The sequence below is a fragment of the Kribbella sp. WER1 genome (assembly GCF_054189145.1).
In genome coordinates, this window is record NZ_CM135186.1 from 5306205 (window position 1) to 5317792 (window position 11588).

At 68.2% G+C, this 11588-nt stretch carries 11 protein-coding genes; 6 read left to right on the plus strand and 5 right to left on the minus strand.

The window, feature by feature from the left end:
- Nucleotides 1–33: 33 nt before the first annotated feature.
- Nucleotides 34–987, minus strand: coding sequence for a winged helix-turn-helix domain-containing protein (locus ACXJJ3_RS25770; RefSeq protein WP_458164416.1), 954 nt, complete (start codon nucleotides 985–987; stop codon nucleotides 34–36).
- A gap of 57 nt (nucleotides 988–1044) precedes the next feature.
- Between ACXJJ3_RS25770 and ACXJJ3_RS25775 the strand changes: the two genes are divergently transcribed.
- Nucleotides 1045–2277 carry an MFS transporter gene (locus tag ACXJJ3_RS25775; protein ID WP_458164417.1) on the plus strand — a complete coding sequence of 411 codons (1233 nt, stop codon included), beginning with the start codon at nucleotides 1045–1047 and terminating at the stop codon, nucleotides 2275–2277.
- A 547-nt stretch (nucleotides 2278–2824) separates the two neighbouring features.
- Here ACXJJ3_RS25775 and ACXJJ3_RS25780 read toward each other — a convergent pair.
- The gene (locus tag ACXJJ3_RS25780) at nucleotides 2825–4438 is read right to left on the minus strand and encodes a GMC family oxidoreductase (protein WP_458164418.1); all 1614 of its coding nucleotides are present in this window, start codon (nucleotides 4436–4438) and stop codon (nucleotides 2825–2827) included.
- Between the two features lie 121 nt (nucleotides 4439–4559).
- Here ACXJJ3_RS25780 and ACXJJ3_RS25785 point away from each other — a divergent pair, with 121 nt between their 5' ends.
- From ACXJJ3_RS25785 to ACXJJ3_RS25795, 3 genes are read left to right on the plus strand one after another with little or no spacing between them, the layout of a single operon-like run.
- On the plus strand, nucleotides 4560–5180 hold the full coding sequence (locus tag ACXJJ3_RS25785) for a TetR family transcriptional regulator (protein ID WP_458164419.1): 621 nt from the start codon (nucleotides 4560–4562) through the stop codon (nucleotides 5178–5180).
- Nucleotides 5177–6754 carry an MDR family MFS transporter gene (locus tag ACXJJ3_RS25790; protein WP_458164420.1) on the plus strand — a complete coding sequence of 526 codons (1578 nt, stop codon included), beginning with the start codon at nucleotides 5177–5179 and terminating at the stop codon, nucleotides 6752–6754. The genes ACXJJ3_RS25785 and ACXJJ3_RS25790 overlap by 4 nt, the downstream gene beginning before the upstream one ends.
- Nucleotides 6751–7050 (plus strand): thiamine-binding protein, encoded by a 300-nt coding sequence (locus tag ACXJJ3_RS25795; RefSeq protein ID WP_458164421.1) that lies wholly within the window; start codon nucleotides 6751–6753, stop codon nucleotides 7048–7050. The genes ACXJJ3_RS25790 and ACXJJ3_RS25795 overlap by 4 nt, the downstream gene beginning before the upstream one ends.
- On the opposite strand, the gene ACXJJ3_RS25800 is transcribed toward ACXJJ3_RS25795, so the two are convergent.
- On the minus strand, nucleotides 7039–7770 hold the full coding sequence (locus ACXJJ3_RS25800; protein ID WP_458164422.1) for an SDR family oxidoreductase: 732 nt from the start codon (nucleotides 7768–7770) through the stop codon (nucleotides 7039–7041). The genes ACXJJ3_RS25795 and ACXJJ3_RS25800 overlap by 12 nt on opposite strands.
- Before the next feature lie 99 nt (nucleotides 7771–7869).
- On the opposite strand from ACXJJ3_RS25800, the gene ACXJJ3_RS25805 reads away from it, so the two are divergent.
- A complete protein-coding gene (locus ACXJJ3_RS25805) occupies nucleotides 7870–8709 on the plus strand; it encodes a helix-turn-helix transcriptional regulator (protein WP_458164423.1) in 840 nt (279 codons plus the stop codon).
- Nucleotides 8710–8825: 116 nt separating this feature from the next.
- Nucleotides 8826–9152 carry a hypothetical protein gene (locus tag ACXJJ3_RS25810; RefSeq protein WP_458164424.1) on the plus strand — a complete coding sequence of 109 codons (327 nt, stop codon included), beginning with the start codon at nucleotides 8826–8828 and terminating at the stop codon, nucleotides 9150–9152.
- Nucleotides 9153–9294: 142 nt separating this feature from the next.
- On the opposite strand, the gene ACXJJ3_RS25815 is transcribed toward ACXJJ3_RS25810, so the two are convergent.
- Both ACXJJ3_RS25815 and ACXJJ3_RS25820 read right to left on the minus strand, forming a co-directional pair.
- On the minus strand, nucleotides 9295–10065 hold the full coding sequence (locus tag ACXJJ3_RS25815) for an endonuclease/exonuclease/phosphatase family protein (RefSeq protein WP_458164425.1): 771 nt from the start codon (nucleotides 10063–10065) through the stop codon (nucleotides 9295–9297).
- Between the two features lie 76 nt (nucleotides 10066–10141).
- On the minus strand, nucleotides 10142–11089 hold the full coding sequence (locus ACXJJ3_RS25820; RefSeq protein WP_458164426.1) for an AMP-binding protein: 948 nt from the start codon (nucleotides 11087–11089) through the stop codon (nucleotides 10142–10144).
- Nucleotides 11090–11588 lie beyond the last annotated feature (499 nt).

An 11588-nucleotide genomic window follows, 5' to 3' on the forward strand; every position in this document is an offset into this window, starting at 1 on the left:
GCCTCCGCACACGAAAACCGTGCCGGAGGCTGCCTATGGATTATATCTGGTCAGGTCGGCTCCGCGCACTGTCCGGCGATAGACGACCTTGTGGCCGTCGCGGAGCCCGACGATCAGGCCGGCGTCGCGGAGGATCCGCAGATGCCGGCCGACGGTGCCGAGGGACAGCCCGAGTTCGGCGGCGAGTTCGCTCGCAGTCCCGGGACGGGAGAGCCGGTCGAGCAGTTCGGTACGCCCGCGGCCGATCAGCCGTTCGAGCGCCACCCGCCCGTCGGCCGGGGCTTCGACGGCGGCGCGCCCGGCCGGGTAGACCAGCGCGTACCCGTCCTTGCTCTCGCACAACCATGTTCCGCTCGGCATCGTCACCGGGACGAACTGCAGGCCCTCGTCGCCGATCAGCCGATCCTCGCCGGGCCGCTGGCTGAACTGGATGCTGTCGGCACCGACCCAACGGCTCCGCCGGCTCATCCCCTCCAACGCCGTCGGCCAGCCGTACGCCGCGAGCAGACCGGCGCGATACATCACCTCGCGTTCGAGAGCGGTACGCCGACGCGACCAGTCCGGCGCCACGTGTCGCGTCCACACGGCGTCCAATGTCGCCGCGATCCTGTCCCCGAGGCCGGATCCGTCGAGCCAGCGCAGGTCCTGGTCGACCCAGCTGTGTTCGACCGACACCTCGCAGCCGGCCCGGATCTCCGCGTCGGTCATCGCGCGGACGGGTTCGAGCTCGGACGCGAGCGTCGTACCCATGCCGCCGGCCGGTGGCAGTACGACGACGTCCGGCAGCCACTTCGTATGGCCGAGCAGGTGGGCGAAGCCGCGCAGGAACGGGTCCCGCGCGGGGCCGTACGACGTGCGCCGGGCGGACCGCCACGGTCCGGCCCGCCCCCGGCCGAGGCCGATCGTCACGCCGACCGTCTCCGCGAGCGGCGACAACGCGAACCGCGACCGCGACAGGGCCAGCGGGCTCAGTCTGAGCAGGGTCAACTTTCGCCTCCTCGCGAAACGCTCGCGGTGCCCGGGATCAGTCCGCATTCTTGCGCAGTGTCCTCGCCGCTGCGTCGTCCGGCGTTCCGTTCGTTCACCGCCGGTCGGCTGGTTTCGCTGCTGGGCAGCTCGATGGCGCCGGTGGCGCTCGCGTTCGCGGTGCTGGATGCGTCCGGCGATCCGTCGCAGCTCGGCATCGTGCTGACCGCGCGGATGGTGCCGATGCTGTGCTTCGTCCTGATCGGCGGTGCGGTCGCGGATCGGATTCCGCGCCGTACGGTGCTCGTGGCCGCGCATGCGGGCGGGGCCGTCGCGCAGGGCGCGGTCGCCGTACTGCTGGTCACGCATCACTATCACCTGCTGCTGATCAGTCTGCTCGGTGCGGTGAACGGGGTGCTGGACGCGTTCACGTCGCCGGCGTTACGTGGGATGGTCCCCGATCTGGTGCCGCGAGAGCAGCTCCGGCAGGCGAACTCCTTGCTGAGCTCGATCCGCAACGCCACCAAGATCGTCGGACCTGCAGTGGCCGGCGTGCTGGTCGCGACTGTGGGCGGCGGTCCGACCATCGCGGTCGACGCGGTGAGCTACCTGCTGGCCGCGATCCTGCTCAGTCGACTGCGGATCGCGACGCCGATCGAGCCACGGTCGGCGCCGGTGCTGAGCGACGTACGACGAGGTTGGCAGGAGTTCCGCGGTATCCGGTGGGTGTGGGCGGTCACGCTGTCGTCCGCGGTGATGAACCTCGCGCAGACCGGCGTTTGGCAGGTACTCGGACCGCCGCTCACCGGGGAGAAGCTGTGGGGCTTCACGCTCAGCGCCCGCGGCATCGGCCTGCTGCTGATGAGCGCCGTCATGTACCGCCTCGTCCTCCGGCATCTGCTGCGCGCGGGACAACTGATGAGCGCGCTCGGTGCGCTCCCGCTGGTGGCACTCGGGGTCGGTGCCCCGCCGATCTGGATCCTCACGGCCGCCTTCGCCGCCGGGATCGGCTTCTCGATCTCGGGGATCAGCTGGGACACGTCGCTGCAGGAGCACATCGATCGCGGCGTACTGTCCCGGCTCGCGTCGATCGACGACCTGCTGTCGTTCGTCGCGATCCCGGTCGGGACGCTGGCGGCCGGACCGCTCGCCGATCGGTTCGGGGCCCGCCCGGTGACGCTCGCCGCCGCGATCGTGTACGCAGTCGCCGCGTGGAGTTCGTTGCTGGTCAGGGATGTGCGGGACTTGCCGCACGGTTCCGAGCGGGTGCCACTTCCACGACGGGGTTGGTCATTCGGCCGATCCCGGTGACCGCCATGACGACGGTGTCGCCGGGAACGAGGTCATGGAGGGGTGTATGTCGTGTGTGTGGTCGAACTCGAACCGTGCCGCCGTGTGGCAAACCTTCGGCCGGTCGCCGAAGCCGGCCACCACTCTAAAGGGAAAGAGCAAAGAGGGCTATTCAGAAGATCCGGCTGAGCTTTCGGGAAAGAGATTAATGAACAAGAGCAGAGAAAAGACGAGATTGAGAGTGGTGGCTGGGTCTGGTGGTCAGCCGGAGGTATGCCGCTCTTCGCCGAGTCGTGGCGAACGGCTCGGCACCTGTTCGTCGAGTCGTGGATTGTGGCTGGTTTCTGGCGCCTTTTCTCACGACTCGCCGCAGGGGGTGCGGGCCGTTTGCCACGACTCGGCGGAGGACTGGTGGCCGTCCGAGACCTGGAGCCCATGACGCCGAATCCAACCACCACTCTCAATCTCTCTTCTTTCCCTCCCCTCTTCCTTTTAGGTTCATTCGGGCCTCTTCCTCTCCTTGTCAAACCTCTCTTCTTCTCAGGTGTGAGCTGAGGGAGCGTGATTCCTAGGCTTTGACGTCCGTCGCGAGCACCCGCGCGATGTTGCGTTCGGCAAGCGCCGTGATCGTGACGAACGGGTTGACGCCGAGCGATCCCGGGATCAGCGAGCCGTCGGTGACATACAGGTTGGGGTGACCAACGACTCGGCCGTACGGGTCGGTGACCGCGCCGAGCAGGCAGCCGCCCAGCGGGTGGTAGCAGAAGTCCGCGGCGAACGCCCGATTGCCGGAGAACAGGTCGTAGCGGTACGTCGTACCGGCCGCGCGGTTGACCCGGTCGAAGAGCGCCTTGGCCGAACGGATCGACGGCGTGCTCTGGCCGGCGGACCAGTGCAGGTCGGCGCGGTCGGTGCCGTGGTTGTAGGTGAAGTGCCCGCGTTCGGGATTGACCGTGATCGCGAGGTAGAGGCTCGCCCAGGTCTCGATGCCGACCGGGAGCGGCGCGATCTCGGCGAACGCCGGATTCACCGGGTCGTCCCAGTTGTCGATCGCAAGCGTCGGGATCGTCGACTGCAGCGGTCCGGTCGGGTCCCAGATCTGGTTGGCGCGCGCCGTCATCACGTTGCCGTTGCCACCCCAACCCGTTCCGATTGCCTCCGGCAATTCCGGAAGTGTTCCGGTCTCCCTTGCTCGTAGCAACAGCTCGGTGGTGCCGACACTGCCGGCGCCGAGGAACAGGTAACGGCAGGCCAGTTCGCCGCGCTTCAGAACCTTGCCTGAGGCATCGATCTGTTCGAGGCCGACCAGGTAGCCGGCGCCCTGACGGTGGATCGTGGTCACCCGGGTCAGCGTCCGGATCGTCACCTCCCCGGTGCCGAGCGCGTCGGCGAGGTAGGTCTTGTCGAGCGACTGCTTGCCGTGGTTGTTCCCGTAGATGACCTCACCGGCCAGCGCGGACCGCGGTACGGCGTTCCGCTCCTCCTGCTCGAGGTAGTCGAAGTCGTACACGTTCGGTACGACGGCGGTCCGGAAGCCGGCCTGGTGTGCGAGCTTCCGCGACACCCGCGCGTACTTGTAGACCGGCGTCTTCTCCAGGTACTGCGGGTCGATCGTGTTCACGCCGAGCATCTTGCGGGCGAGCGGGAAGTACCGCCCGTACATCGCGTCGGCGTCGACCTGCGGCAGCACCTTCTCGAAGTACGCGCGCTGCGGTGTCGGGGCCATGCCGCCGTTCACCAGCGACCCGCCGCCGACCCCGCGGCCGACGTACACGTCCATGTTCGGGTAGTCGATCCGGTCCAGGACCCCGGCGTACGGCGCGCCCAGGTCGCGGTTCACCACGTCCAGCCAGAGGAACGTGTCCAGCGGGGCAGCGGTCCGGCGGTGGAACCACATCGACCGGCGGTCCGGGGTCAGCGTCGAGCAGAACACCTTTCCGTCCGGGCCGGGCGCGTTCCACTGCTGTCCCATCTCGATCATCGTGGTCGCGATCCCGGCCTCGCCGAGCCGCAGCGCGGTGACGGCGGCGCCGTACCCGGTCCCGACGACCAGGGCGGGGGTGTACGGCGTCGCGGACGCGGGGCCGATCCGGGTCAGCCCGGTGGCGGCTGCGGCGGTGAGGGCGGTCAGGCCGGCGAACCGGCGGCGAGTCATTGCGGACGGAGCGGTCTCGGATTTCACCTGACGGACGGTAGCTGACCGATCACGCTGACGTGAGGATGCGCGTGTCGCGCTGCAGTGGCTGCAAAGTTGCGCGATTAATTGTTTGCAGTGACTGCAAGATTCTGCCTAGCCTGGTCAGGTGGGGACAGAGGGCGGTTTGCGGGAACGCAAGAAGTTGCAGACGCGGGCGGCGCTGGCCGACGCCGCGTTGCGGCTGGCGTTGGAGAAGGGGCCCGAGCATGTCACGGTCGAGGAGATCGCCGAGGCCGCCGACGTGTCGGTGCGGACCTTCTTCAACTACTTCCCGCACAAGGAGGACGCGATCCTCGGGCGGAATCCGGAGCACCTCGTCCGGGCCCTCGAACGGATGCGGACCGCACCGCCGGACGAGTCGCCGCTGACCACCATGTGGTACGTCATCCACGACGTACTGCGGGAGCTGGAGAGCGACGGCGAACTGACCCGGCGCGGCGAACTGATCATGAGCTCCCCGAGCCTGCTGTACCTGCTGATGCTGTCGAGCATCGACGACGAGCGGCAGCTGACCGCCGCCCTCGGTGAACGGATGGGCGATCCGGCCGGCGCGATCCGGCCCGCGCTGATCGTCAGCACCGCGGGCGCCGCCTGCCGGGTGGTGATGGAGCTGCACAAGACCGCTCCGGACCGCCCGGTCGCCGAACTGCTCGACGAAGCGTTCCAACTACTTGCCCAGGGCATCGACGATGCCTTCGGGCCGGACTACCAGAAAGGCACCTCATGACGACGACCTCGTCACCCACCCCGGAACCTGTGGGTGAGGTCAGTACGGCAACCGCCACACTCACGCCCCGGCAGACGATCCAGGCCATGTCCGGCCTGATGATGGGCCTGTTCGTGGCGATCCTGGCCGGCACCGTGGTTTCCACCGCGCTGCCGCGCATCATCCACGACCTCGGCGCCAGCCAGTCGTCGTACACCTGGGTCGTCACGCTCGAGCTGCTCACGATGACGGCCACCGTGCCGCTGTGGGGCAAGCTCGCCGACCTCTACAACAACAAGCTGCTGATCCAGCTGTCGCTGAGCTTCTTCGTCGTCGGCTCGCTGGTCGCCGGCTTCGCGCCGAACATCGAGGTGCTGCTCGGCAGCCGGGTCCTCCAGGGCCTCGGCGGTGGTGGTCTGACCGCGTTGGTGCAGATCGTGATGGCCGCGATCATCCCGCCGCGCGAGCTCGGCCGGTACTCCGGTGTGTTCGGCGCGATCTTCGCGTCCGCGACCGTCGGCGGTCCGCTGCTCGGCGGCTTCCTGGTCGACTCGCCGCTCGGCTGGCGGGCCTGCTTCCTGATCGGCGTACCGTTCGTGATCGCCGCGATGATCCTGCTGCAGCGCACGCTGAACCTGCCGACGGTCCGCCGCGACGTGAAGATCGACTGGTGGGGCGCGGTGCTGATCATGGGCGGCGTCAGCACGCTGCTGGTCTGGTCGTCGTTCGCCGGCAACAAGTTCGACTGGGTGTCCGGCTGGAGCTTCGCGCTGGTCGGGGCCGCGCTGGTCGTACTGCTGGCCGCGGTCCTGGTCGAGCGCCGGCACCCGGAGCCGATCATCCCGATGGACCTGTTCCGCAACCGCACGGTGACCCTGGCCATCATCGCCAGCGCGCTGGTCGGCGTCGCGATGTTCGCCGGTTCGGTGTTCCTCGCGCAGTACTTCCAGATCGCGCAGGGGTACTCGCCGACCAAGGCCGGGCTGATGAGCCTGCCGATGATCCTCGGCATGATGACCGCGTCGACGATCGCCGGTGCGCTGATCACGAAGTACGGCCGCTGGAAGATCTACCTGGTCGTCGGCAGCGTGCTGCTGCCGATCGGGCTCGGGCTGTTCGGCACGATCGACGCGCACACGTCGAAGTACATGCTGTGGGCGTTCATGCTGGTGCTCGGCGTCGGCATCGGTCTCGTGATGCAGAACCTGGTGCTCGCGGCGCAGAACGACGTACCGGCCCGGGAGCTCGGCGCGGCGACCTCCGCGGTCAGCTTCTTCCGGAGCATGGGAGGCACCATCGGCGTCAGCGTCCTCGGCGCGATCCTGGCGAACAAGGTCACGCAGACGCTGAACCCGGGCGGCGCCTCGTCCGGCGGCGGCAGCGCCGTACCGAACATCAAGGACCTCCCGGAGCAGGTCCGGGTCGTCGTCGAGAACGCGTACGGCGACGCGACCGCGCAACTGTTCATGATGTCCGTGCCGTTCGCGGTCCTGGCCCTGATCGCGGTCGTCTTCATCAAGGAGAAGGCCCTCCTCACCACCTCGGGCGCCGAACGCCGCGCCCAGGAGGAGGAGCCTGACATCCTGGATGCATGATCGTCGCATTCAGCATCAGCCCAGCAGCAGGTGACGAGACCGGGGGCGTGAGCGAGGCGGTGGCCGAGGCCATCCGCGTGGTTCGCGCCTCCGGTCTTCCCAACGAGACCAACGCGATGTTCACGAACATCGAGGGCGACTGGGACGAGGTGATGGCGGTGGTGAAGCAGGCTGTGGACGCGGTCGCCGCCGTGTCGCCGCGGGTCAGCCTGGTGCTGAAGGCGGACATCCGGCCCGGGTACACGGGACAGCTGACCGCCAAGGTGCAGCGGATCGAGCACGCGTTAGGCGACTGAGTTCAGCACGCCGACGACCTGCTCGTAGCGGTTCTCCTTCTCGGCGTTGCGGAGGAAGAGGACCCGGTTGACCAGGATCTCCTCGGCGTCGGGGTTGTCCCGGAGCAGTTGCATCGTCTCGTCGGCGTACTCGGCCAGCGGCATGGCGTGCGGGTCGTTCTCCTGGTTGAGCATCGTGGTCTGCACCGCCGGCGGGACCAGTTCGATCACCTGCAGGTCGAGCTGGTGGCGGAGGCTCTGCGTGTAGCTGTGCACGGCCGCCTTCGTCGCGGAGTACGTCGGGGTCATCACCAGCGGGACGAACGCCAGTCCCGAGGAGACCGTCAGGATCACGCCGTCCTGCTGCTTCAGCAAGTGCGGCGTGAAGGCGGTGACGGTGCGGATCGTGCCGAGCAGGTTGATCGTGACGATCTGCTCGGACAGCGCCAGGTCGTGGTTGCGGAGGTCCTCGGGCTGCATGATGCCGGCCATCGTGATCAGCACGTTCAGGTCCGGGTACTTCGTGGTGACGGTCTCGTACGCCGCCGCGATCGACGCCGGGTCGGCGACGTCGAGCTCGACACCGTCGATGTGGTCCTCGGCGGCGATCTTCTCGAGCAGGTCCTTGCGGCGGCCGCTGATGATCACGGTGTTGCCGAGGTCGCGGAAACGGCGGGCGAGCTCGAGGCCGATACCCGACGTACCGCCGGTCAGGAAAATCGTGTTTCCGGTCGTTTTCATGGCTCCAGCCTGTGACTGGATGCCGTCGGCAACCAGGCTGAGCTCAGCCTCTGCTCGGCAAGCAGTGGATAACGCGGCGTTGCCGTGGAGACTGGAGCCATGGAGTACTCCGAGCTGTCCGACTTCCTGCGCAAGCGCCGCGAGGCCCTGCAGCCCGAGGACGTGGGCATGCCGCGCGGGCGGCGCCGCCGTACGCCGGGTCTGCGCCGCGAGGAGGTCGCCGCGCTGGCGTCGATGTCGGCCGACTACTACAGCCGGCTCGAGGGTGGGCGGGGTCCGCAGCCGTCGGTGGAGATGCTCGGCGCGATCGCGCGGGCGCTGCGGCTGACGCTCGAGGAGCGCGACCACCTGTTCCTGCTGGCCGGCCACGGTACGCCGCCGCGCACGACGCGGGCGTGCCACGTCGACCCCGGCATGCTGCGGATCCTGGACCGGCTGCACGACACCCCCGCGATGCTGCTGAACCGCTGCGGCGAGGTGGTCGCGCAGACGCCGACGCACGTCGCGTTCGCCGGGGAGCTGACGAACTTCCAGGGCATGGAGCGCAGCGAGGCGTACCGCTGGTTCGCGCATCCGGAGACCCGCGCGCTGTACGCCGATCCGGAGGTGTCGACGCACAGCAAGATCCTCGTCTCGAACCTGCGGACGGTCGCGACCATCGACGGGCCGAAGTCGTACGCGGCGTCGATCGTCCGGGCGTTGCAGAAGCTCAGCCCGGAGTTCCAGGCGGTCTGGGAGGCGCACGAGGTGGTGGTCGCGCACAGCAAGACCAAGCGCTTCCGGCATCCGTCGGTGGGCGACCTCGAGCTGTACTGCGAACTCATCGACAACCGCGACCAGCAGCAGACGCTGATCGTCTTCACCGCCGAGCCCGGTAGCGAAAGCGCCGAGAAACTGCAGTTGCTGAGTGTCCTGGGCAGTCAGGTGCTGACGGGTTAGATTTCCGCGCATGAGAATCCTGCGTGTGGCCGCTCTCGCGGCAGGAGGTCTGTTGTTGATGGCTAACGTCGTACCGGTGGGAGCTGACCCCGACCGGTGCCGCAGCTCAGTACGCGGTGGCGCTGACCATCGGCGAGGGTGAGGACGCCCGGGTCTACCGCACAGACGACGGAACAACGTCGTCGGCAACGTTCCGGAACACGGATCCGAAGGAGTTCTACGACTGCATCGTCTTCAAATCCGATGGGCACAGTAGAGAAGCCAAACAGGCCGGCATGGGCGACCCGGTGGACGGAAAGTTCCGGATCGCGGCGACGACGGACGGCGGGAAGTTGTGGCAGGTGCAGCCGACCGACGGGATGCCGGCCGCGCTGCCGGGTGTCTTTCCTGTGGCGCGCTACAGTCGCGTCGGAGAACGAGCCGAAGTTGTGGAGGAGCCGTAGGAATCCTCGGCAGTCTCAATGCAAGTCGGTCGAACTCGCTGTAGGAATTTGCGATCCAGCGGCGCTCTATCTCTGAGATCTTCGTTATGTGCCCCGGTGAGGCTCGGCGGCGCGCGCTCGGCGCACCGGGGGGCGGGCGGAGTCAAACAAGCACACTTGCGTGACAGTAGAAGTGGTCCGATTGCGTCGAAACCGTTCCAGCGGAAATCAGCCGGGTCTGGTGACCACAGAGCAGGTAGTCGCGCTTCGCCCCGCGCGGGGTCGTCGGTGTGTGTGCATCCAGCGCGCTCGTGAAGCGACCGGGCAGCATCGCCTCACCCAGCACCTCGTCGACGGGGGAGTGGTTGAGGTCGACCCCGACCACCACTGGTCCGGCTGCGTCGAGCTCGAGCAGGTCATCGGTGAACGCTCGCCACGACGGCGCGAACTGCGGGTCGGCAGGGCTCCTTCCGAAGCGACGAAGCGGGAAGAAGTGACCGTTGGCGAAATGGACCTCGCCGCCGTCGGGGAACCCGATCCTGCCGATGAGATAGCCCTTGTCGTGCAGGGCCCACTGCTCCCCGGCTGGACTGATCGCCCTCAGTTTCGGAGCGGGCAACGCCCGGAACGAGAGGCCACTCAATGGATAGTGCGACAGCATGCCGAGCGCCAACCGTGCGCCGTCGACCAGATGGGAGTCGCTCAGTGCGTAGGCCGCCCAGTGGGCGTAGCCCGCGCGCTCGGCCAGATCCTCCGTCTGGCCGGTGCAGTCGTCGTACTCGTGCGCCTCCTGCAGGCACACCACGTCGGGGCTCTGCGTGGTCAGCACACCGACGTGGTGGTCCAGGTTCGGCACGGCGCCGCGCTGGTGCGAGGCGCCGATGACGCCGCCGCCAATGTTCCAGGTGGCCACCTTCAGCTGGTGTGACGTCATGCTCGCGCCGTCGCGGCGGCGCGGCCGGCCCGCGCGAGATCCTGCAGTGCCCGGCGGTCCAGCTTGAGCGTGCCCGTCATCGGGAGGGCGGGATGGAAGTGGAAGCGGTCGCACGAGGAACTGAGGCGCGCCCCAAACATGTGCGAGCGCAGGAGGTCACCCATCTCGCGGGATGCGCCGACCGGGACGGGCTCGGCCGGCACCACGCAGGCGACGAGAAGCCAGGCGCCAACCACGTCTGCACGATCATCGCGGCTGCGTCGACCACGAGTGCGGAGGCTCGCAGTGCGGCCTCGACCTCGCCCGGCTCAATCCGCACGCGGCGCACCCTGACCCGCAGGTGCGGCAGCGGATGGCCGATGGGGGAGCGTGCCTCGCTGTCGAGGTTCTCGGGCGTCAGCCCCCGTGAGGTGATGCAGGTTGCGTCGATGGGACCGTAGACCTTGACGACGGTGGGTCCAGACTCCTGATGTTTTGACAGGAACTTGTCGATGATCTGTGCCGGCTCCCCACCGAGCACGAGGTAGCGCAGCGCCAGCTCTGGACGGCCCGCAGCGTCGTGGGCGTCCACCAGTGCCCGGAAGGAGGTTGGGACCTGGGAGTTGATGGTCACCGACTCCTTGAGAATTAGGCTGAAGAAGTCGGGCAAGTGCCGGGCGGCCCGCTCGGGGCTGACGAGCGCCGCCGCACCTGTGGGGAGTGCGGCTGACAGCTCCCACACGAAGGCGTCCAAGACGAACAGGGCTACCCGGTCGGGGTGATCGAGGTCAAACCTGGTCAGGAAGGCAAGCACGCAGTCGTTGTTGACGATGCACAGGTTGGGGCCACCCGTCGACCTGGAGGTGTGGATAACGTAGGCGAGGTCGCTGCCCGCGACGTCGACGTCGTGTGCTGAGCACCGCGGCCGGGGCGCGGGGTAGACGTGCGCAGAGCCCGCCTTGAGCACCCCGATGACGAGGTTCAGCAGGTTGGCGGACGGCTCCACCAGCTGGCCTACCTGGTCCGGGCGAATACCGTCGCTCACCACGCGCGGGGCTGGCCGGTCGAACTCGTTGTAGGTCAGGGTCCGATCAGTGGCCCGACACCCGGCGGGTCTCCGGTGCGCCCGGCCCACTCGGCGGAACAGGTCGGGGAGCGGAGCCGCTGGGGCCGACCGATTGCGCTGGGCACAGACGTGGATGGCTCGAGGCACGGCATCTGCTCTCGCTGGGTCGGCTCTGGGGTGCTCGTGGCACCGTCATGCTACGGGCGCAGCGCCTGACTCGGTCCTGACACCGGTGAGGGTGCGTCGACCGGACGGGGCCGTCGCGGGACGGCTGTTTCCCTGGTGGGAGGTCGCATCGGCATGGCCGCCGCCTGGCGATGGCCCGTGCCCGCGCCGGACCGCGCGCGGTGTCCGCGTCGTGTGCGTTGGCACATGATCGACCGGCGGTGACGGCAGAGGACGTCACGCCGACGGAGGTCGTGGTCACGGCCATGCCCCTCTCCGGCATCGTCCGCGTCGAGTTCCGCGAGGTGCTGAC

Coding starts and splice junctions, on each gene's coding strand:
- ACXJJ3_RS25800 (WP_458164422.1), bottom strand. CDS start 7,770: ATGAAAACGACCGGAAACACGATTTTCCTGACCGGCGGTACGTCGGGT.
- ACXJJ3_RS25815 (WP_458164425.1), bottom strand. CDS start 10,065: ATGACGTCACACCAGCTGAAGGTGGCCACCTGGAACATTGGCGGCGGC.
- ACXJJ3_RS25795 (WP_458164421.1), top strand. CDS start 6,751: ATGATCGTCGCATTCAGCATCAGCCCAGCAGCAGGTGACGAGACCGGG.
- ACXJJ3_RS25790 (WP_458164420.1), top strand. CDS start 5,177: ATGACGACGACCTCGTCACCCACCCCGGAACCTGTGGGTGAGGTCAGT.
- ACXJJ3_RS25805 (WP_458164423.1), top strand. CDS start 7,870: ATGGAGTACTCCGAGCTGTCCGACTTCCTGCGCAAGCGCCGCGAGGCC.